General features: G+C 71.7%; 20 protein-coding genes. 9 read left to right on the top strand and 11 right to left on the bottom strand.

Annotated features, from left to right (window positions below):
• Positions 1-41 precede the first annotated feature (41 nt).
• Positions 42-1,940, top strand: coding sequence for a carbamoyltransferase C-terminal domain-containing protein (locus tag FHT37_RS05685; RefSeq protein ID WP_183479380.1), 1,899 nt, complete (start codon positions 42-44; stop codon positions 1,938-1,940).
• A 64-nt stretch (positions 1,941-2,004) separates the two neighbouring features.
• Here the strand turns inward: FHT37_RS05685 and FHT37_RS05680 are convergent, their stop codons facing one another.
• Positions 2,005-2,940, bottom strand: coding sequence for a c-type cytochrome (locus tag FHT37_RS05680; protein WP_175538257.1), 936 nt, complete (start codon positions 2,938-2,940; stop codon positions 2,005-2,007).
• A gap of 105 nt (positions 2,941-3,045) precedes the next feature.
• On the opposite strand from FHT37_RS05680, the gene FHT37_RS05675 reads away from it, so the two are divergent.
• The 4 genes from FHT37_RS05675 (at position 3,046) to FHT37_RS05660 (ending at position 7,853) form a co-directional block, all read left to right on the top strand.
• Entirely contained in the window at positions 3,046-3,561 is a 516-nt protein-coding gene (locus tag FHT37_RS05675; RefSeq protein ID WP_310739716.1) for a c-type cytochrome, read from the top strand.
• Positions 3,558-4,592, top strand: coding sequence for a cytochrome c oxidase subunit II (gene coxB, locus FHT37_RS05670; RefSeq protein ID WP_183479376.1), 1,035 nt, complete (start codon positions 3,558-3,560; stop codon positions 4,590-4,592). Before FHT37_RS05675 ends, coxB begins: the two co-directional genes overlap by 4 nt.
• On the top strand, positions 4,589-7,165 hold the full coding sequence (locus FHT37_RS05665) for a cbb3-type cytochrome c oxidase subunit I (protein ID WP_183479374.1): 2,577 nt from the start codon (positions 4,589-4,591) through the stop codon (positions 7,163-7,165). The genes coxB and FHT37_RS05665 overlap by 4 nt, the downstream gene beginning before the upstream one ends.
• A gap of 160 nt (positions 7,166-7,325) precedes the next feature.
• Positions 7,326-7,853: a hypothetical protein gene (locus FHT37_RS05660; RefSeq protein WP_147242771.1), complete on the top strand. Its 528-nt coding sequence runs from the start codon at positions 7,326-7,328 to the stop codon at positions 7,851-7,853.
• Positions 7,854-8,002: 149 nt separating this feature from the next.
• On the opposite strand, the gene FHT37_RS05655 is transcribed toward FHT37_RS05660, so the two are convergent.
• Positions 8,003-9,448: an NAD-dependent succinate-semialdehyde dehydrogenase gene (locus FHT37_RS05655; protein WP_091724503.1), complete on the bottom strand. Its 1,446-nt coding sequence runs from the start codon at positions 9,446-9,448 to the stop codon at positions 8,003-8,005.
• Positions 9,449-9,623: 175 nt separating this feature from the next.
• Positions 9,624-10,307: a hypothetical protein gene (locus FHT37_RS05650; protein ID WP_091724502.1), complete on the bottom strand. Its 684-nt coding sequence runs from the start codon at positions 10,305-10,307 to the stop codon at positions 9,624-9,626.
• A 184-nt stretch (positions 10,308-10,491) separates the two neighbouring features.
• Here FHT37_RS05650 and FHT37_RS05645 point away from each other — a divergent pair, with 184 nt between their 5' ends.
• Positions 10,492-12,888 carry a DUF3772 domain-containing protein gene (locus FHT37_RS05645; RefSeq protein WP_221210960.1) on the top strand — a complete coding sequence of 799 codons (2,397 nt, stop codon included), beginning with the start codon at positions 10,492-10,494 and terminating at the stop codon, positions 12,886-12,888.
• A gap of 30 nt (positions 12,889-12,918) precedes the next feature.
• Here FHT37_RS05645 and FHT37_RS05640 read toward each other — a convergent pair whose 3' ends face one another.
• The 7 genes from FHT37_RS05640 to FHT37_RS05610 all read right to left on the bottom strand — a co-directional run bounded on the left by FHT37_RS05640 (position 12,919) and on the right by FHT37_RS05610 (position 18,553).
• Positions 12,919-13,998 (bottom strand): porin, encoded by a 1,080-nt coding sequence (locus FHT37_RS05640; protein ID WP_409072689.1) that lies wholly within the window; start codon positions 13,996-13,998, stop codon positions 12,919-12,921.
• A 49-nt stretch (positions 13,999-14,047) separates the two neighbouring features.
• The gene (locus tag FHT37_RS05635; RefSeq protein ID WP_183479372.1) at positions 14,048-15,085 is read right to left on the bottom strand and encodes a tripartite tricarboxylate transporter substrate binding protein; all 1,038 of its coding nucleotides are present in this window, start codon (positions 15,083-15,085) and stop codon (positions 14,048-14,050) included.
• A 122-nt stretch (positions 15,086-15,207) separates the two neighbouring features.
• A complete protein-coding gene (locus tag FHT37_RS05630; RefSeq protein WP_255489497.1) occupies positions 15,208-16,701 on the bottom strand; it encodes a sensor histidine kinase in 1,494 nt (497 codons plus the stop codon).
• Positions 16,698-17,363 carry a response regulator gene (locus FHT37_RS05625; RefSeq protein ID WP_091724499.1) on the bottom strand — a complete coding sequence of 222 codons (666 nt, stop codon included), beginning with the start codon at positions 17,361-17,363 and terminating at the stop codon, positions 16,698-16,700. The genes FHT37_RS05630 and FHT37_RS05625 overlap by 4 nt, the downstream gene beginning before the upstream one ends.
• An 82-nt stretch (positions 17,364-17,445) precedes the next feature.
• The gene (locus FHT37_RS05620; protein WP_175538252.1) at positions 17,446-17,589 is read right to left on the bottom strand and encodes a hypothetical protein; all 144 of its coding nucleotides are present in this window, start codon (positions 17,587-17,589) and stop codon (positions 17,446-17,448) included.
• Positions 17,579-17,983: a hypothetical protein gene (locus tag FHT37_RS05615; protein WP_183479370.1), complete on the bottom strand. Its 405-nt coding sequence runs from the start codon at positions 17,981-17,983 to the stop codon at positions 17,579-17,581. Before FHT37_RS05615 ends, FHT37_RS05620 begins: the two co-directional genes overlap by 11 nt.
• 237 nt (positions 17,984-18,220) lie before the next feature.
• Positions 18,221-18,553: a hypothetical protein gene (locus FHT37_RS05610; RefSeq protein ID WP_091724497.1), complete on the bottom strand. Its 333-nt coding sequence runs from the start codon at positions 18,551-18,553 to the stop codon at positions 18,221-18,223.
• Between the two features lie 394 nt (positions 18,554-18,947).
• Here FHT37_RS05610 and FHT37_RS05605 point away from each other — a divergent pair, with 394 nt between their 5' ends.
• From FHT37_RS05605 to FHT37_RS05600, 3 genes are all read left to right on the top strand, one after another.
• Complete coding sequence (locus tag FHT37_RS05605) at positions 18,948-19,373, top strand: organic hydroperoxide resistance protein (protein ID WP_183479367.1); 426 nt, start codon at positions 18,948-18,950, stop codon at positions 19,371-19,373.
• A gap of 22 nt (positions 19,374-19,395) precedes the next feature.
• Entirely contained in the window at positions 19,396-19,524 is a 129-nt protein-coding gene (locus FHT37_RS25290) for a hypothetical protein (protein ID WP_255489496.1), read from the top strand.
• A gap of 135 nt (positions 19,525-19,659) precedes the next feature.
• Positions 19,660-20,544, top strand: a complete 885-nt coding sequence (locus FHT37_RS05600) for an MBL fold metallo-hydrolase (RefSeq protein ID WP_183479365.1) — start codon at positions 19,660-19,662, stop codon at positions 20,542-20,544.
• 48 nt (positions 20,545-20,592) lie between these two features.
• On the opposite strand, the gene FHT37_RS05595 is transcribed toward FHT37_RS05600, so the two are convergent.
• Positions 20,593-21,999, bottom strand: a complete 1,407-nt coding sequence (locus tag FHT37_RS05595) for an MFS transporter (protein WP_183479363.1) — start codon at positions 21,997-21,999, stop codon at positions 20,593-20,595.
• Positions 22,000-22,019: the final 20 nt, after the last annotated feature.

The following is a 22,019-nucleotide window of genomic DNA, read 5'->3' as shown; positions in this document are numbered from 1 at the left end:
CGCCCCTTCATCCCTTCGCCCTCAACCCTCACGGAGCTTCCATGACTGCGACTTCCCCCCGACGCCTGCTGACGCTGGGCATCAATGCGAGCTTCCACGATTCGGCCGCGGCCCTGATGGTCGACGGCGAGGTGATCGCGGCGGCCGAAGAGGAACGCTTCACGCGGGTGAAGCACGGCAAGCGGCCGGTGCCCTTCACGGCCTGGGAGCTGCCTTATCACGCGATCGACTTCTGCCTGAAGGAGGCCGGCGCGACGCTCGGCGACCTGGCGCATGTGGCCTACAGCTTCGATCCGCGGCGCTTCCTCGGCGACCGCGCGCCGGACGGCCGATTCACCCTGCCGCTGCAGCCATCGGACTTCGAGGCCGGGCCCTGGGAGAACCCGTGGGACCCGCTGTTCGCCGCCTATGTGATGAGCGCGCCGCGGCTGCTGACCGACGCGGTGCCGCATCACCTGCGCAAGCGCTTCGCGGGGGTGCGGCACGCCGATGCGCCCTACCGCTGGCATTTCGTGCCGCATCACCTGTGCCACCAGGCCAGCGCCTTCCTCGCCGCGCCGTTCTCGAGCTGCGCGGTGATGACCCTGGACGGCCGCGGCGAGCAGGCCAGCACCTGCTATGGCCGCTACCGCGACCACCGCTACGAGGCGCTGGGCGAGGTCCATGTGCCGCATTCGCTGGGGCTGCTGTACGAGCGGGTGACCTCGCACCTGGGCTTCCTGCATTCGAGCGACGAGTACAAGGTCATGGCCATGGCCGCGCTGGGCACGCCGCGGTATGCGGACCTGCTGCGCGAGCACCTGGTGGTGGACGCCGACGGCCAGTACCGCACGCTGCCGCTGGACCTGACGGCGCGTTTCGGCCCGGCGCGGGTGCCGGGGTCAGCGATGGGCGAGGCCTACCTCGACCTGGCGGCCTCGCTGCAGGACGTGCTGGAGGAGACGGCGCTGCGGCTGGCGGTCTGGCTGCGCGAGCGCACCGGCGAGGACCGGTTGGCGATGGCGGGCGGCGTGGCCCTGAACTGCGTCATGAACTCGCGGCTGCGCGACGCGGGCATCTTCCGCGAGGTCTGGGTGCAGCCGGCCGCCGGCGACGCCGGCACCGCGCTGGGCGCGGCGCTGTGGGTGGACGCGCTGGCGCGCTCCGGACAGGCGGACCGCGGGGCGGATACGTCGACCGACGCCGCGACGGAGGTCGCGACGGGCGGCACGATGCACGCCAAGGCGCGCGGCAGCGAGGACGGCGCAACGAGCGCAACGGCGAGCGGAACGAACGACGGCGCCGTCCTGCTGGCCGAGCGCCGCTGGCAGATGGACCATGCCTACCTCGGCCCGGCTTATTCGGACGAGGAGATCGAGGCGCTGCTGCAGTGGGCGCAGCTGCGTTATCGCAAGGCCGAGAACGTGGCGGCCGAGACCGCCGCGCTGCTGGCCGGGAACAAGATCATCGGCTGGTTCCAGGGCCGGATGGAGTTCGGGCCGCGCGCGCTGGGGGCGCGCTCGCTGCTGGCCTCGCCGGTCGATCCGGCGATGCAGGCGCGGCTCAACGAGCTCAAGGACCGGGAGGACTTCCGGCCGGTGGCGCCCGCGGTCAATCGCGAGGACCTGGCCGACTGGTTCGAGCCGGCCGAGGCCAACGGCGGCGAGTCGCCGTTCATGCTCTTCGTCTACAACGTCAAGCCCGGACGCGGTGAGCGCATCCCGTCGGCCTTGCACACCGACCGGACCGCGCGCGTGCAGACGGTGGACGCGGCCACCAACCCGGTCTTCCACGACCTGCTCCAGGCCGTGGGCGAGCGCACCGGCGTGCCGGTGCTGGTGAACACCTCGTTCAACGTGCGGGGCGAGCCGATCGTGGGCTCGCCCAAGGCGGCGCTCGAGGCCTTCTTCAGCACCCCGCTGGATGCGCTGGTGATCGGGTCCTTCATCCTGGAGAAGTGACGCTCGGCAGCGAGAGCCGGCAACGAGGGCGGGCAACCGAGGCCGGCGGCGAGAGCCGCGCGCGTCAGTGGGCCAGCAGGTAGCGCGCCATCAGCCGCGCCTGCGTCTCGCTGATGCCCAGCGTGGGCATGGCGGTGTGGGCGTCGATCGCCTGGGGATCGCGGATCCACGCGGCCAGGCCGTCCTCGGTTGGAAAGGCCTTGCCGCCGATGCGGTCCCGGCCCGCCAGGCCGCTGAGCCGCGGCCCGTTCGAGGTGTCCGGACCAACGACGCCGGGAATCGCATGGCAGGCGGTGCAGCCGTGCTGACGGAACGCTCGCTGGGCGAGTTCGGCGTTGGAGAGCGCCGGCGTCAGCGGCGCCGGCGCCTCGACCAGCGCCCCGCAGCGCCGCGTGGACGCAGGGGCCAGGGCGGCGCCGAGGGCGGGGGCGGCCGCGACGCCGCTGCGCGAGGCGTCGCCCTGCCCTGTTCCGACCAAGGCCCGGTACTGGTCCGGCGTCATCAGCGGCAGCGCGTCGAGGAAGGCGACCACCGACCAGAGCTCGCCGTCGTCGAGGCGGTACTCCCAGGCCGGCATGCCGCTCATCTTGATGCCGTTGCGGGTGATCCAGTACAGGTCCTGGCGGCGCCAGTGCCGGGTGGCTTCGATCAGCGAGCTGGGCACCGGCTGCATGCCCAGCGCGAAGGGTTCCGGCGCGACGCCGGGCGCGCCGTGGCAGGTGACGCAGTGCTCGCGGAAGCAGGCGGCCCCCTGCATCACGCGCTCGCGGGTCAGCAGGTCGGGCGGCGGCGGATGCGCCTCCGCCCGCCGCTGCACCGCCCGCTTGAGCGCGAATTCCAGCAAGGAATGCACCGGCTGCAGATGCGGCCCCGTCGCCGATACGTCGTAAATGCCGAGCCCGACGAAGGCGGCGGCGCCGGCCAGAGCGAGCGCCGCCGCCACGGCCAGGGCCGACCCGGCGGCTTTCGCGGGGGAGAGACGGCGCGGCGGATCGCTCATGGCGGCAGCGAGGCAAGCGCGATGCCGGACCCCTGCCCGGGCAGGCACTTCGTGTGCCGGGGAGCGCGCATGCAGCGCCCTTGCCCTCCTTCCCCCGCCCTGTCCGTGAGCGCGTGTGACGGCGCACCGCTGTCCGTGCCGGTCGTCGCCCACGGGTCCGAGCCGGACGTGGCGTGCCGGCTCCGGCCGCTCGCCGGGCGCCAAGCCGGGCTTCGCATCGGCTGCGCGTTCGCCCGGCTCGCCGCCCGCCTGTCCGCCCCCGCGTCGGCGGTCCTGCTGGTGCTTGGATTGACCGGCTGCGGCCCCGCCCCGGACGAGCCGCTGCGACGCTGGCAGGTCGACACGGCGGACCTGGCGCGCGGGCGCACGCTGATGGCGCATTACCAGTGCGGCAGCTGCCATGCCGTGCCGGGCGTGCCCGGCGGCGCGCAGCGCGCGCCGGAGCTGGCGCGCTTCGGCCGGCGCAGCTACATCGCCGGGCAGCTGCCCAACACGCCGGAAACCCTGCAGCGCTGGCTGCTGGACCCGCCCGGGATGCTGCCGGGCACGACGATGCCGCGGCTCGGCCTGTCCGAGCGCGACGCGCGCGACATCGCCGGCTACCTGATGTCGCTGCAATGAGCGCGGGCGGCATGCTCCGGCCGGCCGGTCCCGAGGCGCGGGCGCTGGCGGAGGTCATGCACACGGCGCTGGGCGTCTGCGCCCTGGCCTTCGTCCTGGCGATGGGCTGCCTCGCGGCGGCGCTCTGGTGGAAGGGCCGCCGGCCGGTGGCCACCGCGTTCTGGCTCTGGGGCGGCGGGCTGGTGCTGCCGGTGCTGGTCTTCGGCGGCCTGCTGCTGCACGGCGAGCGCCGCGCGCGCGGCCTCGACGAGCCGGCCCCCGCCGGCGCATTGCGCGTGACCGTGACCGGTCACCTGTGGTGGTGGTCGCTGGTCTATTCGCCGGAGCACGGCGTCCCCGGCTTCGCCGCCGCCAACGAGCTGCGGGTGCCGGTCGGGCGACCGGTCGCGCTGACGCTGGCCTCGGACGACGTCATCCACAGCTACTGGGTGCCGGCGCTGGGCGGCAAGGTGGATCTGGTGCCCGGGCGGCTCAACCGCCTGACCTTCACCGCCGATCGTCCCGGCGTGTACCGCGGGCCGTGCTCCGAGTACTGCGGCACGCAGCATGCGGCAATGGTGCTGCAGGTCGTCGCGATGCCGCCGGCGGACTTCGAACGCTGGCGGCGCGCCCAGTCCGACGCGGCGCCGCCACCGGTCTCGCGCGCGGCCTTGCGCGGCGCGGCGCTGTTCCGCGACCAGGGCTGCATCGCCTGCCACGCGGTGCGCGGCGGCGGTGGGCCGGCCACCGCCTCGACCGCACCGGACGCCACGGGCGCGCCGGATCGTCCGCCGCTGGGGCCGGACCTCACCCATGTGGCGAGTCGGCTGTGGCTGGGCGCGGGCGCGCTGCGCAACCGCGATCCGCTGGGTGATCCCCGCACGGCGCTGCGCCAATGGATCGCCGACGTGCAGCAGGTCAAGCCCGGCGCGCGGATGCCGAGCTACCGGCACCTGCGGGCGGACGAGGTCGACGCGCTGGTCGAGTACCTCGCTGGACCGCCGCCCGGCGGCGCCGGGACCGAGCGGCCCCTGGTCGCCCTGACGCCATGACGGACACCGCCGACGCGCCCGCCCCGTCCGCGCCGCCGACGGCAACAGCGGCGGCAGCGTCACCCGCGCCGCCCGCGACGCGACCCGACAACCGCCTTCCCCGTCCGGCCGGCGAGCTGGAGCGGCTGCGCGCCGCCTGGACGCGGCCGTCGGGCTGGCGCGTCGTCGGCAGCGTCAACAACGTCTTCATCGGCAAGCTCTACATCGCGACGGCCTTCGTCTTCCTGCTGCTGGGCGGCGTGCTGGCGCTGCTGATGCGGGCGCAGCTGGCCGCCCCGTCGCAGACCCTGATCGACGCGCCGCTGTTCCAGCAGCTGTTCACCATGCATGGCACGGTGATGATGTTCCTCTTCGCCGTGCCGATGGTGGAGGCGATCGCCGTCTACCTGCTGCCCAACATGCTGGGCGCGCGCGACCTGCCCTTCCCGCGCCTGTCCGCCTATTCCTACTGGATGTACGCGATCGGCGGGCTGGCCTTCTACGCCACGCTGTTCTGGCAGCTGGCGCCGGACTCGGGCTGGTTCATGTATCCGCCGCTGAGCGGCTCGCACTACTCGCCAGGCCTGAACGCCGACTTCTGGCTGCTGGGCATCGGCTTCATCGAGATCTCCGCCATCGCCGGCGCCATCGAGCTGATCACCGGCATCCTGATGACGCGAGCACCCGGCATGAGCCTGGGCCGCATGCCGGTCTATGCCTGGGCGATGCTGGTGGTGGGCCTGATGATCGTGCTGGCCTTCCCGGCGGTGATCGCCGGTACGGCGCTGCTGGAGCTCGAGCGGGCCTTCGACTGGCCGATCTTCGACGCCACGCGGGGCGGCGATCCGCTGCTGTGGCAGCACCTGTTCTGGTTCTTCGGCCACCCGGAGGTCTACATCATCTTCCTGCCGGCGGCGGGGCTGGTGTCGACGATGGTGCCGGCGCTGGCGAGGACCTCGCTGATCGGCCGGCATGCGGTCACCGCGGCGCTGATCGCCATCGGCGCGGTCAGCTTCCTGCTCTGGCTGCACCACATGTTCACCGCGGGGCTGGGCGGGCTGGGGCTGAGCCTGGTGTCGATCTTCAGCGTCGCGATCGCGATCCCCGGGGCGCTGCAGATCTTCGCGTGGATCGGGACGCTGTGGCGCGGCCGCCTGAGGTGGACGACGGCGACCTGGTTCCTGGTCGGCTTCCTGGTGACCTTCGTGCTGGGCGGGCTCACCGGCGTGATGCTGGCGCTGCTGCCGATCGACTGGCAGGTCCATGACACCTACTTCGTGGTCGCGCATTTCCATTACGTGCTGATCGGCGGCATGGTGCTGCCGATGTTCGCGGCGCTCTACCACTGGATGCCGCTGTGGAAGGGGCGCGCGCTGTCGGAGCGGGCCGGCCGCTGGGTCTTCGGGCTCGTCTTCGGCGGCTTCCACCTGACCTTCTTCCCGATGCACCTGGCAGGCATGCTGGGCATGCCGCGCCGCGTCCACACCTATCCGGCGGGCCTGGGGCTGGAAGTGCCCAACCTGCTGTCGTCGATCGGCGCGGTCGTCATCGCGGCGGGGGTGCTGCTGTTCGTCGTCGACCTGGTCCGCAGCCAGCGCGGCCCGGAGCAATCGCACAACGACCCCTGGCGCTCGTCGACGCTGGAGTGGCTGCCGAGCGAGGCCTACGGCACCCGCAGCATTCCGCATGTCGAGCATCACGAGCCGCTGTGGCACCGGCCCGAGTTGCATGAGGAGGTCGAGGCCGGCGCGCATTGGCTGCCCGGCACGGTCACCGGTGGCCGGGAGACCTTGATCACCAGCCCGGTCCGGGCCCATCCGCTGCGCGTGGTCGTGCTGGCGGGCGACAGCCTGTGGCCCTTGCTGGCCGCGATCGGCACGGCGGCCTTCTTCCTGCTGATGACCGTCAAGCAGGTGGGCGGGACGGTGGCGGGCGGCGTGCTCGCGCTGGTGGCGATCTGGGCCTGGCTGTGGCAGACGGACCGGGCGCCGGCCGCCGAGGACGCGCAGGCGGCGGACGGCGTGCTGCTGCCACTGGGCGCATCGGGCCGGCAGGCGCCGTCGTTCTGGGGCGTGGTGATCCTGATCGTGGTGGAGGCGACGATCTTCGCGTCGATGGCCTTCGCGCACCTGCATGTCGCGATGCGCCTGGACGTCTGCCCGCCGCCCGGGGTCGGCCTGGCGGGCGTCGACGCGCTCTGGCTGCAGACACTGGGCTTCGTGCTCAGCGCGCTGCTGATGGCATGGACCGGCCGCGGCGCCTGGCGCACGCTCGTGCCGGCCTGGCGAAGCGCGTTGCTGCTGCCCGCGTTCGCCCTGGCGGCATGGGCCTTCCACGCCGGATTGAAGTCGGCATGGCCTGCCGACCGCCCCCCGACGCTGGACGCTTGGACGGGCACGCTGGCCGCGCTGCACGCGCTGCAAGGGCTGCAGATCGTGGTGGCGGCGCTGCTGGCGCTGTACTACGGCGTGCGCATCGCCAGCGGCCTGGTCCGCCCCCGCCAGCACGCCACTCGCGAATCGGTGGTGCTCCTTTGGGGGTGGATCTGCCTGCAGGGCGTGATCACGGTGTGGTGGCCGCGCTGGGTGGCTTGATCGCCGACGCGAATCGCGCCCCACCCGGGCTTCCCCCAGAAGGTGGCCCCTCTTCTCTCCCCCCTCGAGAACCAGTTTGAGTCATGGCGAAACCGGCCTCGATTTCGAGAATGGGCACCTTCCACCGGCATGGGGTCGATGACGGCGAAAGGCAGTAGCGATGTTGAAGCAAGTCGAGTGCAGGGAGGCGCCGCATTTGAGCGCGCAGCAGAGTGATCGAACCGGGCCTCGGCCCGGGACGGTGTGGGTCTACAGCAAGGGACAGTCGCCCTACGAGTTCTGTCCCTCCCGGGATCCGTGCTCGCCCAACGAGTGGCCCTACAACCTGCAGGCGCTGCGCGGCACGCCGGACCACGAGGACATCCTGGCGTGGCATCTCGGGAGGTACCACGAGTTCTCGCGCGTCGAGCTGGAAGCGCTCATGCAGCTGTTGATCCGACACGTCGGCGATCGGCAGATCAGCGTTGCCGTCTACCACGACGTCGACACGGGCCGCCGCCACCTCTGGTTCACGGTCTGGGGCTTCTCGATGGACCGCTGGAGCGAGGCGTCGACGCTGATTCAGCGGTTTGAAGACGACTGGGCCTCCAACCGGGCGCTGAGCCAGCTGCTCTGGGTGGTGGACGTCACCGCAAGCCCTGGCAGGTTCGAGGCCAGGGATCATGCCGCCGCGTCCGTTCAAGCCTGAGGCGCCTCACGCCGGGCCAAATACGCGCTCACGGGCAGCAGTCCCCGCATCCAAGGAGCCGTTGACTCCTCGCGCCGTTCATCCGGCGTGGCGGTCGTGACCGGCCGGAGACTGCCGGCCGACCGCTGCGAGACCTGGCGAGAAGGTCCTCAGACGCCGAGCAGCGACACCGCCTTGGTGTTCAGGTAGGCCTCGAGCGCCTCGGGGCCGCCTTCCGACCCGTAGCCCGAATCCTTGACGCCACCAAAGGGCATCTCGGCGGACGGCGTGGCCGGCTGGTTGATCCAGAGCATCCCGACCTCGACGCGCTGCGCGAGCAGATGGGCGTTCTTGATCGACTTGGTGAAGGCATAACCGGCCAGGCCGAAGGGCAGCCGGTTGGCTTCCGCGATGGCGTCCTCGAGCGTGTCGAAGCCGCGAATCGCCGCGATCGGCCCGAAGGGCTCATCGTTGAAGACCGAGGCGTCCAGCGGCACGTCGGCCAGGATGGTGGGCGCGAAGAAGTTGCCCGCCGTCCCGACGCGCTCCCCGCCCGTGGCGATCTTGGCGCCGCGCTCTCGCGCCTCGGCGACGATCTTGGACATCGCGACGACGCGCCGCTCGTTCGCCAGGGGCCCGAGCGTCGTGCCTTCGGCGAGGCCGTCGCCGAGCTTGAGTCCCTGCGCGTGCTTGACCATCGCGGCGGTGAACTCGTCCTTCAGGCTGTTGTGGACCAGGAAGCGCGTCGGCGAGATGCAGACCTGTCCCGCGTTGCGGAACTTCGCGCCGCCAGCGGCCTTGACCGCCAGCGCGACATCGGCGTCCTCCGCCACGATCACCGGCGCATGACCGCCCAGTTCCATCGTCACCCGCTTCATGTGGGCGCCGGCCAGCGCCGCCAGCTGCTTGCCCACCGGTGTCGATCCGGTGAAGGTGACCTTGCGGATGACCGGGTGGGGAATGAGGTAGCTGGAGATCTCGGCCGGATCGCCGAAGACCAGCCCGACGGTGCCAGGCGGCACGCCGGCGTCGACGAAGGTCTGCAGCAGCGCCGCTGGGGATGCCGGCGTTTCCTCGGGCGCCTTCACGAGGAAGGAGCATCCGGTGGCCAGGGCCGCGCCAAGCTTGCGCACGATCTGGTTGACCGGGAAGTTCCACGGCGTGAAGGCGGCCACCGGACCGACCGGTTCCTTCAGCACCAGCTGCTGTGCCGCCAGGTTGCGCGACGGCACGATGCGCCCATAGACGCGGCGGCCTTCGTCGGCGAACCACTCGATGATGTCGGCACCGGCGAGCACCTCGACCTTGGCCTCGGCCACCGGCTTGCCTTGCTCCTGGGTCAGCAGCCGGGCGATGTCGGCCGCGCGTTCGCGCAGCAGCGCGGCGGCGCGGCGCATGGTGGCGGCGCGCTCGTGCGCGGACACCTGGCGCCAGGCCTCGAAGCCCTTGCGGGCGGCTTCGAGCGCGCGGTCCAGGTCGACCTGGCCGGCATGGGCGACCTTGCCGATGACGGCACCGGTGGCCGGGTTGCGCACGTCGATGGTCTTGCCGCCGGCCGCATCGACCCATTCGTTGGCGATCAGCAGGCGGACATCGGGATAGGAAGGCGTCGTCATGGCGGGTCCTCGTGGCATCGCCCACGGGGCCGAAGCGGACGCGACGGCGGCGGGCGGGGGTGAACGATGGCGGCGACTCTACCCGCTCCCGCCGCGCCGCTGGGCGAGGCGCGGGGAGTCCGACGCCGTGCCGGCCCATTGCACGCCATGCGCCCAAACGGGCGCCGGCGCGGGATCAATCAGGCCGCTTGAGCACCTTCACCGCCCTCGCCCGCTCCTGCAGCGCGGCTTCGATGCGCCCCATGTCCACGCGCTCGCTGAACTGCCGCTGCTGCGGCGTCAGCTCGGTCCGGCGCTTGACGACGATGGCCCGCGCCTCCGGCGAGAGCGCCGCGTGGACGGCGTTGCTCGCCTGGCCCCAGCACCGGGCCTGCTCGAGCAGGCGCGGCGTCGGCAGCGTCGGCCCGACGCCCAGCAGCCCGGCGGTGGAGCTGAGGATCATCTGCCCCACGGCGGTGGCGACCTGGTCGCTGCGCAGCGACTCGGCGATGCAGAAGACGATCAGCGACTGCAGCCGGAACAGCTCCTCCCCGTTCGCCTGCGGCAGCCGCCGCACCGCGGCGTCGAGCCCGCTGGCGGTCGGCTGCATCTGGTCCAGCGTGCTGGCGTAGCGCTCGAAGCGGCGGCCGTCGATGTCGGCCACGTAGAGGTCCTTCTCCTGCAGCGTCAGCCGTACGCCGGGCGCGTTGCCGGTCTTGTCGTCGCCGGGCTTGAGCAGCACCTGGAACTGCCCGTGGCCGGGCCGGCAGATGCGGTAGAAGCCGTTGTCGAAGCGGATCAGGTGGGTTTCCTCGGTGGTCGCGTCGCGCAGCGTCGCGATCTGCCGGGCCCAGTCCGCGTTGATTCGCAGCAGGTGCATGGGGTGTCTCCCTTTCGAAGCAGACCGCAGGCTAGCCGCGCCCCCTGGCGGAGCCAGTGACCAAAGTCCGGTGCCGCGTGACCGGCCCGGGCAAGCCGATTGCCCCGCGGGCGGCACCTGCGCTGATGAATGGATCGGGATGACGGTGTCGACCGGATGGCTGTCGCGGCTTCTCGCGACATGGATGTTGGGCCTGCTGACGGCGGCATCGACGGCCTGGGCGCAGGAAGCGCCGAGCGCGCCCGTGGATCCCGACAAGGTGCTGGAGGCCGCGCGCAAGGACCTGGCCCAGCTGCAGCGGCAGCAGGACAAGGGGCTGGACGACGAGGCCGACCTGCAGGATTTGCGCAAGCAGGCGCTGTCGGTGCAGTCGCGCGCCGAGGAGGCGTCGGCGGCGCTGGAGCCGCGGCTGACCGACGCCCGCGCGCGGCTGGCCCAGCTGGGCGACGCGCCGGCCGGTGCGAAGGAACCGCCGGAACTTGCCGCGCAGCGCGCGCAGCTGGCGCGTGAGATCGCCGACACCGACGCGCAGGTCAAGCTCGCCAAGCTCACCGCCGTGGAGGCCGGCCAGGCGATCGCCAGCGCCGAGCAGAACCGCCGGATGCAGCTGGGCGCGCGGCTGGGGGAGCGGGTGCCCTCCCCGCTGCAATCGGGTTTCTGGACCGGACTGGCCCGCGAGGGGCCGGGCGACCTGGCGCGGGTGCGCACGTTCTGGCAGTCGCTGGCCGATCTCTGGCGCGCCGTGCCGGCCCGGGGCTGGCTGGTGCTGGCGGGCGCGGCGGCCCTGGTGCTGCTCGTCACCCACGCGCTGCTGCGCCTCATCGCCCACTTGTGCGCGACCCGCGTGCCGCCAGGGCGGTTGCGGCGCTCGCTTTACGCGGTGAGCCTGGTGACGCTGCGCACGCTGCGACCCGGCCTCATCGTCCACGGCCTGATGCTGACGCTGGGCGCCACGGCGCCGGTGGCGCCGGTGCTGGCCGGCTGGCTGGACACGGTCGAGGCCATCGTCTGGTTCGGCGGCTTCGTCGCGGGCCTGGGCGCCGCCGCGCTGATGCCGCGCAAGCCCTCGTGGCGCCTGCTGCCCGCGCCGGATGAGACGGCCGCGCGGCTGGCCTGGTTCCCGCACACGCTGGCCGCCGCGGCGATGCTGGGCTGGTTGACCTCCCGGACGGCGGCGACGCTGGAGATCAGCCTGGCCTGGACCGGCGCCGCGCATGCGCTGGCGGCGCTGACCTTCGTGGCGGTGCTGGCCCTGGCGGCCAGGCAGTTGCCGCGACGCGACGCGCCCGGGGACACGCCGGGAGACGAGCCCGGAAAGGCGGCTGGAAAGAGCGCTGGGAAGACAGCCGGATCGAAGGACGCCGATGGCGCGCCCCGGTCGGCCGAGCCCGCCCTCCGCCCGCTCTGGTTATCCGTGCTGCGCGCCGGCGTGTGGTTGCTGCTGACCGCCGCGGTGCTGGCGCTGCTGCTGGGCTTCGTGTCGCTGGCCGTGTTCGCGATGAACCAGTTCGTCTGGGCGCTCATCGTGCTGGGCGGCGCCTACCTGGCGAGCGCGCTGGTCGACGACCTCTTCATGACGCTGCTGGCGCCCCTGCCCGCGGTGCCCAAGCCCGACGGCAAGCCCGCCGCGGCGCCCGACGAGGCCCCGGCGCCACCGCGTACCCGCGAGCAGACCGCGCTGCTGCTCTCGGGCCTGTGCCGCATCGCGATCGCCTTCCTGGCGCTGCTGCTGCTCCTGGCGCCCTATGGCGAGGGCCCGCTGGATCTGGTGCGGCGGTCCGGCAAGGTGGCGGACGGCCTGGCGATCGGCGGCCTGACGCTGCGGCCGCTGGAACTGCTTCAGGGCCTGGTGGTGCTGCTGCTGGGTCTGGGCGCGGTGCGGGGGCTCAAGGGATGGCTGTCGACGCGCTACATGCCCACCACGCGGATGGACGCGGGCATGCGCTCGTCGGCGACGACGCTGTTCGGCTACATGGGCACGGTCCTGGCCATCGCCGCCTCGCTAACCGCGATGGAGTTCAGCCTGCAGAGCGTGGCCTGGGTGGCCAGCGCGCTGTCGGTGGGCATCGGCTTCGGCCTGCAGTCCATCGTGCAGAACTTCGTCTCCGGCCTGATCCTGCTGGCCGAGCGGCCGGTGAAGGTGGGCGACTGGGTCTCGCTCTCCGGCGTCGAGGGCGACATCCGCCGCATCAGCGTGCGCTCGACCGAGATCCAGATGGGCGACCGCTCGACGGTCATCGTGCCGAACTCGGAGTTCATCACCAAGATCGTGCGCAACGTCACCTACGGCGAGTCGCTGGGCATGGTGCAGTTCAAGCTGCCGATGCCGCTGGCCACCGACATCGACCGGGTGAAGGCGCTGGTGCTGGCCTCGTTCGAGGCGCATCCCGGCGTGCTGGCGACGCCGGCGCCCAACGTCCAGCTCGACGGCGTGGACGGGACGAGCCTGGTGCTCAACGCCTCGGGATTCGTGAACTCGCCGCGCGCCGCCTACGGCATCCGCAGCGACCTGCTCTTCGACGTGCTGGCCCGGCTGCGCGGCGAAGGCCTGCTGCCAGGCCAGCCCTCACCCGCGGCCTGAGGCGCCGCGGCGAGGGACTCACCCACCCGATCAGAACCGGTGCTGGATCCCCAGCCCGACGCTGGACTGCGAATCAGCGAAGCCGTTGTCATCGCGCGAGACGCTGACCACGCCGCCATCGCCGGACTTGGCGGTCGAAGCCACCGCGTACAGGCTGGTGCGCTTGGACAGTTCGTACTTGGCGCGCAGCGCGAAGAGGCGCGGATCGTCGGTGCCGCTGGCGCCGCTGGAGATGTTCTGGAAGTAGACGGCCGGCGTCAGGCTGATCGCCGGCGTGGCCTGCCAGGTCGCGCCCAGCCAGGTCATCGTGCTCTTGGCGTTGGCGCCGCCGGTGGCGAATTCCTTCTTGTAGACGCGCTGCGCCAGGAACAGCTTGACCGGCTTCCAGTCATAAGACACGCCCCAATGCAGCGCCTTCTCCTTGTCGTAGCGGCCGTTGGCCGCGATGGTGGCGCCATTGCGCTGGTCCACCACCAGCGCCGCCGCGAACGGTCCCGCCGTGTAGCCGCCCGCCAGCGAGAAGAAGCGCCCCGCCGAATCCGAACCGGCCACCTCGCCCAGCGCATACGTCGCGCCGAGCTTCACCGGCCCGAAGGTCCCCTGGTACTTGATCAGGTTGGACACGCCGGTGACCATGCCGTCCTTGCGCGGCAGCGTCGCGATCTGGCCGCCGGAGGTGGCCCAGGAGTAGAACGGCGCGTAGCCCATCGGGTCGAAGGGCAGCATGAAGTCGTAGGTCGTCGAGTACGAGCGGCCGACGATCACGCGCCCGAAGTCGCCGTCCAGCCCGACGTTGGCCTGGCGGCCCCAGAAAGACGAGCCTGCCGCGCCGGTGTCCATGCCAACCTCGGCCTCGAGTTGGAACACGGCCTTGAGGCCGCCGCCCAGATCCTCGCTGCCGCGCAGGCCCCAGCGCGAGGTGTTCATGCCGCCGGAGGTGACGCCGAAGCGGTGGTCGCCGGCCGCGTTCATGTGGTCGCGGTATTCCATCAGCACGTCGGCGATGCCGTAGACGGTGACGCTGCTCTGCGCGAAGGCGACGGGCGCGGCGCACAGCGCCAGCAGGCCGGCGCACAGGGCGTTCAGTCGAAGGGTGCGGGTCGTTTTCAAGAGGTCTCCTCGTTGTCGTTGATGGGGATCGGGAAAGGCAAGGGGTCGCTCAGCGCCGCAGGCCGAAGCGGGTCGCGAGCTCGGCGTACTGGCGGTTCTGGCGGTCGATGAAGGCGCGCAGCGCCGGGCCGGTCAGCGCCAGCGGGAACAGCCCGTGTTGCGCGCGGAGTTCCTGGAAGGCCGGCGTGGCCATCAGCTGGTCGAAGCTGGCCGTCCAGGCCGCGACCGCGCCGTCCGGCACCTGCGGGCCGACGTAGAAGCCCCGGATCGCGGGCCAGACGATGTCCACGCCCTGCTCCCGCGCCGTCGGCACGCCGGCCAGCGGCCCGGGCAGGCGCTGCTCGGCCAGCACCGCCAGCACCCGGAAGGGGCCGCCGGGGGCGAGCTTGTCGAAGACCTCGGACGCGTCGCCCATGTAGACCTGCACGTGCCCGCCCTTGAGCGCGGCGCTGGCCTCGCCGCCGCCCTCGAAAGCGACGAAGCGCATGGATTTGTGATCGACCCCCGCCGCCCCGGCCACGAGGGCGGACTTCACCCAGTCCTGGCTGCCGATGGTGCCGCCGGCGGCGAAGCTGATGCGTCCCGGGTCGGCCTTGAGCGCGGCCAGCAGGTCCGGCAGCGTCTTCCAGGGCGCCTGGCGTCCCACCAGCACCACGCCGTAGTCGATGCCGACGGCGGCGACCCAGCGCACGTCGTCGATGCTGCGCTTGCCGAAACGGCCGTTGGAAAGGTTGAGCAGCGAGCCGCTGGAGAAGGCGACCAGCGTCTGCGGTTCCGCGGGACGGCGGGTGACGATCTGGTCGAAGGCGATCGCGCCGACGCCGCCCGGCAGGTAGGTGATGCGCATCGGCGTCTTCGTCAGCCCGGCCTGCTGGAACGCCGCCTGGGCGAGCTTGCAGCTCTGGTCGAAGCCACCGCCGGGCTTGGCCGGGGCGATGCATTCCGGCGCGGCGTCGCCCACCGGCAACGCGGGCGGCGCGGCATGAGCCGCCGGCGCCATCAGGCCGGTCCCGGCCGCCAGGGCGGCGGCCATCAGCAGCGCGCCCGCCCAACGCCGGCCCGCCTGCAACATCGGGGTCGATCGCATCTTGTCTCCTGCGGTGATCTGGGTCGCCGTCAGCCGCCGGGCTCGCGGGAATCGCGAATCGCCGGCAGGCTCGCGCGGTCGCCCGCCACCTGCTTGCAGCGGACTCTAGGAAAGCGGCGCTTTCAGCCGGCTTTCAGCGGTTCAGGAATTTCCGATGCCGGCGACAGCGGAAGCCGCAGCGTCACGGTGGTCCCGCGCTCCAGGCCGTCGGCGTCCAGGCGCGCGGCGCTGACGTCCATGTCGCCCAGGTGCCGCCGGGCGATCGCCCGCACGATCGCCAGGCCCAGGCCCGAGCCCGGCAGGTCGACGTTGCTGCCGCGGAAGAAGCGCTCGCCGGCGCGCGGCCGCTCGTCGGCGGGAATGCCGGGGCCGTCGTCGACGACGCGGATCACCGCCATCGAGCCCGCGATGCCGACCTGCAGCGTCACCTGCCCGCCGCGCGGCGTGTAGCGCAGCGCGTTGTGCAGCAGGTTCAGCAGCGCCTCGCGCAACTGGCCCTCGTGGCCGAGCACGACGATGTCGGCCTGGCCGCAGTCGAAACCCAGGTCGATGCCCTGCTCGCGGGCCAGCGGCCAGGACTCGCGCGCGCAGCGGTCGGCCAGGCGATCCAGCGCCAGCGGCGCCATCACCACCGGCGCGGTGTCGGCGCGGGCCAGCGCCAGCATCTGGTTGGTGCGGCGCACCGTGTCGTCGATCTGGCCCTTGAGCGCTTCCAGCGCCTCGGCGATGCGCGCCGGATCGTGCTCGCGCCGCGCATATCCGACCATGGTGGCCAGCGTCGCCAGCGGCGTGCGCAGCTGGTGCGAGGCGTCATCGACGAAACGCCGGCGGCCGTCGATCAGCTCCCGCTGCCGGGCCAGATGGTGGTTGATCGCGCGCACCAGCGGCGCCGCGTCGGCGGGCACCTGGGTTTCGTCGACCGGCGACAGGTCGTCGTCGGCCCGCGCCTCGACCTCGCGCCGCAGACGGTCCAGCGGGCGCAGCGCCCAGCCGATCACCAGCGCCAGCGTGCCGGCAACGACGGACACCGTCAGCAGGTCGCGCCACATCGCCTGGATCAGCAGCGCGCGGGAGAACGCGTTGCGCGAGTTCGTGCTCTCCGCCACCTGGATGATCAGGCGGCGGCCGGGCCGCTCCGGATCGAGCTCGCGCGCCCAGGTGCCGACGCGCACCGGCTCGCCGAAGTACTCGGCATCGATGAAGCGCGGCACGCCGGTCTTGAGCGGCTGCGCCGGCAACGGCAGCCCGGCGTTGCCGATCTCGACCAGGCCGTCCTCGGTGCTGACGCGGAAATACACCTGGCCGCTGGCGGTCAGCTCGAAGAACTCCAGCAGGCGATACGGCATCTCCACCGACAAGCCGCCGGTCTCGGTCGACACGTTGTTCTCGATCGCCTTGATGGCGCCGAGCAGCGAGCGGTCGTAGGCCGAGTTCGCGGCCTGCAGCGCGGTGCCCCAGGTCAGCGCCAGCTCGACGCCGACGGCGGCCAGCATGACGGGCAGCACCAGCGCCAGCAGCGTGCGACGGACGCTGAAGCGGTGCCAGCGGGCCGGCAGCGACGGCAGCAGCGGCATCAGGCGGGCGAGCCGGCGCGCGCCCGACGCCGGCGCCGTCATGAGGCTTCCAGCACGTAGCCCAGGCCGCGCAGCGTGGTGATGCGCACCTTGCCGGATTCGATCCGGCGGCGCAGCCGGTGCACGAGCACCTCGACGGCCTCGGGCCGCACGTCCTGCTCGTCGGAGAACAGGCGCTCGAGGATTTCCTGCTTGGACATCGGCTCGCCGCTGTGCTGGATCAGCGTGCGCAGCACCGCGTGCTCGCGGGGGGACAGCGGCAGCGGTTCGCGGTCCAGGGTGAACAGCTTGGAGGCGGCGTCGTAGACCAGCGGCCCGCAGGCGAAGCGCGGCTGGTCGCGCCCGCGCGAGCGGCGGATCAGCGCGACCAGGCGGGCCTCGAGCTCCTGGATCTCGAAGGGCTTGGCGAGGAAGTCGTCGGCGCCCTCATGCAGCGTGCTGACGCGCTCCATCAGCGAGTCGCGCGCGGTCAGCACCAGCACCGGCACGCGGGAGTCGGCGTCGCGCAGGCGGGCCAGGACTTCGTGGCCGCCCAGTCCCGGCAGGCCGAGGTCCAGGATCATCGCGTCGTAGCGGGTCGCGCCGAGCTGGCCCAGCACGAGCCGGCCGTCGTCGACCCAGTCGACGACGAAATCGTTCTGCCCGAGCGCCTTCACCAGCCAGTCGGCCAGGGGCTTCTCGTCTTCGACCAGGAGGATCCGCATGGCGCGCGATGCTAGCGCGCGGACATGCGGTGGCGGCTAGTGTCTTTCCACATGCCGGCGGCGCCGGGCTGACGTCCGGTCGTCAGCCGCCTTCCGGCGATGAACCGTCCGATGGATCAGGCGCATCGAACACGCCCTTCCGGTAGGCGATGTAGTAGACGGTCAGGAAGAAGGCGAGGAAGAACACGAAGGCCGCGGCGCAATTGAGGAGGAATTCAGTCCACATGGAAACCCCTTATCAGCAAGTAGTAGTGCCCGAAGACGTTCAACACCACGAGCGCCCAGGCGCCTGCGCCACTCGCGATGCGCCAGAAGCTGGGCCGTCGGGCCCGGCGCGCGTGGACAAGCAGCGGCTCGCACCATTGGACGATCACGATCCAGATCACCAGCGAGACGAAAACCAGCGAGGGGGCCAATGACGGCAGGAATGCCCTCACCGCTTCGTTCGGGATGTTGCAGAGGATCTCCGGCCAGGTGATCGCCACCGCGCCGTCGAAGGCGAGCAGGAGCAATGCCCAGTCGGCGCCGGACGTCTTCAGGCAGGCCGGACCACGAATCGCAAGATTGAGGATCCAGCTGGAGCTGGGTGGCAACACGCCCGCCAGCCAGAACGCCAACATTTCCGGAGTCATCGCCGCCACACGCGTTGTCGAAGATGTCGATGCTAGGGCGCGGGAGCGGGAGGCGTTTCGAGGGATCCGCGTGCTTTGCGCGGTTCCAGTGGTCCGAACCCCTTACGAAAGTCGGCCAGGCTCGAATTGAAACCGAAGGAGGTCAGCCGTCGCCGGTCGGGGCGCTGCCCAACCGGTCGACGGCTGACTGATGGCGAAATGAATCGAGGGCCGATGGGCCTGCGCTCAGGCGAGGTCGCCGCGGGCGGCGTCGATCGTGGCGATCGCCTCGACGGTGTCGCCGTGGCGCACCAGCCAGCTGACCTTCTCCAGCTGGCGCAGCTCGGGGGCGCTGACCGGCAGGCGCTGCGCCATCAACTGGCGACGGGCGTCGCGCAGCAGGTGCATCGCGTTGTCCTGGTGGTCGCAGTAGAGCTCGACCTGCACCGCGCGCAGTTGCTGCTGGACCATCGCTCGTCGCTCCGATCGGCGCGCCATGTCGTCGGGATCGGTCGCGGCCTGGGCCGACGCCGCCGCGAAGGCGGCCACCATGGCGAGGATCGGGGTGGACTTGCTCATGTGCTTCTCCTGCGGTCCGGCGGGCTCCGCGCCGGTGGCGTCTTCTGCAAGGCGTCGCCGTGGGCCGCGGAGCGGGTCGGGCCGATTGCGTCAAACAACGTGTTGCCCTGGGACGTAAGGTGCGCCGGCCGGGTTAGGGAATGCTTAAGAAAACCCGCGATCACGCAAGTCGGCGCAACGACTTGGCGTTGGGCGCACCCGCCTTCACGCCATCTCCACGTCGCCGTCACGCGCGGTCGCCGGAGCCGGTTTGTATGCCACTGTGTCCAGCACCCGCCGCGACACGCGCCGCGCCAATTCGCCGCGGCGGTCACACACCGGCGATACATCGCCCCGGTGCAATGCGGACCACGCAGCAGATCACGCTGCCTTCAAGCCTTCAAAGGAGTCCGCCATGTCCACCACCACCGATCACGTCCAGGTTCTCTACACCGCCCACACCCGCACCACCGGCGGCCGCGAGGGCCGCGGCCAGTCCGACGACGGCCGCCTCGACGTGCAGCTCGGCACGCCCGGATCGTCGCGCCCCGGCACCAACCCGGAACAGCTGTTCGGCGTCGGCTGGTCGGCCTGCTTCATCGGCGCGATGGGCCTGGCCGCCCAGGCGATGGGCGTGCGCCTGCCCGCGGAGACCGACGTCGAAGCCATCGTCGACCTCAACCGCGGCGCCGACGGCTACTTCCTGAGCGGCCGGCTGCGCATCCACGTGCCCGGCCTCCCGCGCGACCAGGCCTACGACCTGATCAAGCGCGCCCACGAGACCTGCCCCTACTCCAAGATGACGCGCGGCAACATGAACGTCGGCCTGGAGCTGGTCTGAGCGCGACGCCGGGAAACCCGCCATGAAGCGCCTGGTCCTCGCCCTGCTGTTCCTGCTCGGCGGCATGGCCCACGAGGTCCGCCATCCGCTGCAGTGCACCGCCATCACCAGCGGCGGCGGCACGCGCAGGCGCCCCACCGGCGGCTCCTGAGTCGCCTCGCCCCCGGGCCGTCGACGCGCCACCCTGGCGCCGGTCCGGGGCGGGCCGCCGGTCCACCGCGCGGCACTCGGCGCCCGGCGCTCGGTATAGTGCCCGGCACCCCCACCAGCCGCGAGCGCCCCGGCCATGAGCCACGCCTCCTCCGGCCTGTCGATCCAGGCCTTCCACGATCCCCAGACCGGCACCGTCAGCTACGTGTTGACGGATCCCGCGACCCGGCAGGCCGCCATCGTCGACCCGGTGCTGGATTTCGACCTCAAGTCCGGCCGCACCGCCACCACGCAGGCCGATCGCCTGCTGGCGCATGTCGCCCAGGCCGGCCTCACCGTGCAGTGGATCCTCGAGACCCACGCCCATGCCGATCACCTCTCCGCCGCGCGCCACCTGCAGGCGCGTGTCGGCGGCCTCATCGCCATCGGCGAGCACATCCGCGAAGTGCAGGCGGTCTTCCGCAAGCTCTACAACCTGGAGCGCGACTTCCTGCCCGACGGCCGCCAGTTCGACCACCTGTTCCGCGACGGCGAGACCTTCCGCATCGGCGGCCTCGAGGCCGAGGCGATCAGCGTCCCGGGCCACACGCCGGCCTGCGTCGCCTATCGCATCGGGGACGCCGTCTTCGTCGGCGACACGCTGTTCATGCCGGACGTCGGCACCGCGCGCGCCGATTTCCCCGGCGGCGATGCGGCGACGCTGTACCGCTCGATCCAGCGGCTGCTGGCGCTACCGCCGGCGACGCGGCTGTTCGTCTGCCACGACTATCCGCCCGAGGGCCGCGCGCCGGCGTGGGAAACGACGGTGGCGGAGCAGCGCCGCGCCAACCTGCATGTCCATGACGGCGTCAGCGAGGCGGCCTTCGTCGCGCTGCGCCAGGGCCGCGACGCGCGGCTTGAGGTGCCGACGCTGATCCTGCCGTCGATCCAGGTCAACATCCGCGCCGGCCACCTGCCGCCAGCCGAGGACAACGGCGTGCGCTACCTGAAGATCCCGCTGGACACGCTTGGCCGGCAGTGAGCCGGCAGGGAGCCGGCGGTGAGTTAGCAGTGAGGCGGTATTGAAGGATCAGTGCCCGCTGGCCGGTGTGGCTTCGGCCTCGCCGTCGTGTCCGGCCCGGATCGGGAACGGCGCGAACCAGGCCAGCACGATCGGCGGGATCGAGAACACCAGCACCCAGCCGAAGAAGCTCGCGTAGTGCTGGCCGACCCCGGCGAACAGCCAGCCGCTGACGCTGCCGGTGGCCCACTTGGTCATCGCCATCACGCCGGTGGCCATCGCGTAGTGGGTCATCTTGAAGGGCCCCGGCGCGATCTGCTGCATCATGTACAGCATGTGGCCGACGGAGCCCATGCCGAAGCCGAACTTCTCGATCGCGACCACGGCGCCGATCCACCACAGGTCGGTCGGCATCGCGTGGCTCAGGTAGTAATAGGTCAGGTGCGGCAGGTTGAGCGAGATCGCCAGCAGCAGGAAAGACCGCCGCAGCGTCATCTTCGCGGCGATGAAGCCGCCCAGGAAGGCGCCCGCGATGAAGGCCACCGTGCCCGCCGTGCCGTAGATGTGCCCCAGCGCGCCGTTGTCCAGGCCGAGGCCGCCGGCGCTGCGCGGATCGAGCAGGAACAGCGGGCCGAACTTCTCGATGAAGCCCTCGCCGAAGCGATAGAAGAAGACCACCGCCAGCATCATCCAGATCGACGGCTTCTGGAACAGCGTGGCCCAGGACTGCCGCAGCGACAGCATCGCGGTGGCCAGGTCCTGGCCGTGGACCGCGGCCGGCGCGCCCGGCGGCAGCACCCGCAGGTGCCACAGGCCGAAGCCGCCCATCATCGCCGCCGCCCCCAGCATCACGGCCATCCAGCACTGCACCCAGGTCCAGTGCAGCGACGCGTGCAGCCAGCCGGTCAGCGACACCAGCAGCCCCGAGGCCACCACCGCGCCCAGGTTCCAGCACATGCCCTGCAGGCCGGCGTAACTGGCCTGCTCGCGGGGCGGCATGGTGGTCATGAACACGCCGTCGGCCACGATGTCCTGCGTCGCGGAGGCGAAACCGGTGATCCAGAAGAAGGCCAGCGAAGCGCGGAAGAAGCCGTCCAGCGGCAGGCAGAACGCGACCGCGCCCAGCGACGCCATCATCAGGAACTGCATCGTGATCACCCACCAGCGCTTGGTCCGGTAGGGTTCCAGCAAGGGCGACCACAGCGGCTTGAGCACCCAGGGCAGGTACATCTGCGAGGTGTAGAGCGCGATGTCCTCGTTGGACACGCCCAGGTTCTTGTAGAGGATCGCCGCCACCGCGCCGACCAGCACGTTCGGCAGTCCCATCGCCAGATAGAGCGACGGCACCCAGGTCAGCGGATGGCGGGCCGGCCGCGCGGGGGCCGCCGCGCCCGGATCGGCGCCCGGTGCCGCTTCCGCCAGGGCCGGCCCGGACGGCGTGCCGCCCCCGGTGATCCGGGAAAGATCTGCGCTCATCGACTTGTCTCCTTCTTGTG

This window comes from Mitsuaria sp. BK037, assembly GCF_014193045.1.
GTDB lineage: Bacteria > Pseudomonadota > Gammaproteobacteria > Burkholderiales > Burkholderiaceae_C > Roseateles.
The sequence above is the reverse complement of the archived record's forward strand: the minus strand, read 5'-3'. Positions and strand labels throughout refer to the sequence as shown.

What these genes read in the sequence shown, in the direction of transcription:
- FHT37_RS05650 (WP_091724502.1), bottom strand. Translation starts at nt 10,307, where the DNA reads ATGCACCTGCTGCGAATCAACGCGGACTGGGCCCGGCAGATCGCGACG.
- coxB (WP_183479376.1), top strand. Translation starts at nt 3,558, where the DNA reads ATGAGCGCGGGCGGCATGCTCCGGCCGGCCGGTCCCGAGGCGCGGGCG.
- FHT37_RS05615 (WP_183479370.1), bottom strand. Translation starts at nt 17,983, where the DNA reads ATGTTGGCGTTCTGGCTGGCGGGCGTGTTGCCACCCAGCTCCAGCTGG.
- FHT37_RS05655 (WP_091724503.1), bottom strand. Translation starts at nt 9,448, where the DNA reads ATGACGACGCCTTCCTATCCCGATGTCCGCCTGCTGATCGCCAACGAA.
- FHT37_RS05660 (WP_147242771.1), top strand. Translation starts at nt 7,326, where the DNA reads ATGTTGAAGCAAGTCGAGTGCAGGGAGGCGCCGCATTTGAGCGCGCAG.
- FHT37_RS05605 (WP_183479367.1), top strand. Translation starts at nt 18,948, where the DNA reads ATGTCCACCACCACCGATCACGTCCAGGTTCTCTACACCGCCCACACC.
- FHT37_RS05600 (WP_183479365.1), top strand. Translation starts at nt 19,660, where the DNA reads ATGAGCCACGCCTCCTCCGGCCTGTCGATCCAGGCCTTCCACGATCCC.
- FHT37_RS25290 (WP_255489496.1), top strand. Translation starts at nt 19,396, where the DNA reads ATGAAGCGCCTGGTCCTCGCCCTGCTGTTCCTGCTCGGCGGCATGGCC.
- FHT37_RS05635 (WP_183479372.1), bottom strand. Translation starts at nt 15,085, where the DNA reads ATGCGATCGACCCCGATGTTGCAGGCGGGCCGGCGTTGGGCGGGCGCG.
- FHT37_RS05680 (WP_175538257.1), bottom strand. Translation starts at nt 2,940, where the DNA reads ATGAGCGATCCGCCGCGCCGTCTCTCCCCCGCGAAAGCCGCCGGGTCG.
- FHT37_RS05625 (WP_091724499.1), bottom strand. Translation starts at nt 17,363, where the DNA reads ATGCGGATCCTCCTGGTCGAAGACGAGAAGCCCCTGGCCGACTGGCTG.
- FHT37_RS05610 (WP_091724497.1), bottom strand. Translation starts at nt 18,553, where the DNA reads ATGAGCAAGTCCACCCCGATCCTCGCCATGGTGGCCGCCTTCGCGGCG.
- FHT37_RS05645 (WP_221210960.1), top strand. Translation starts at nt 10,492, where the DNA reads ATGTTGGGCCTGCTGACGGCGGCATCGACGGCCTGGGCGCAGGAAGCG.
- FHT37_RS05595 (WP_183479363.1), bottom strand. Translation starts at nt 21,999, where the DNA reads ATGAGCGCAGATCTTTCCCGGATCACCGGGGGCGGCACGCCGTCCGGG.
- FHT37_RS05630 (WP_255489497.1), bottom strand. Translation starts at nt 16,701, where the DNA reads ATGACGGCGCCGGCGTCGGGCGCGCGCCGGCTCGCCCGCCTGATGCCG.
- FHT37_RS05665 (WP_183479374.1), top strand. Translation starts at nt 4,589, where the DNA reads ATGACGGACACCGCCGACGCGCCCGCCCCGTCCGCGCCGCCGACGGCA.
- FHT37_RS05620 (WP_175538252.1), bottom strand. Translation starts at nt 17,589, where the DNA reads ATGTGGACTGAATTCCTCCTCAATTGCGCCGCGGCCTTCGTGTTCTTC.
- FHT37_RS05685 (WP_183479380.1), top strand. Translation starts at nt 42, where the DNA reads ATGACTGCGACTTCCCCCCGACGCCTGCTGACGCTGGGCATCAATGCG.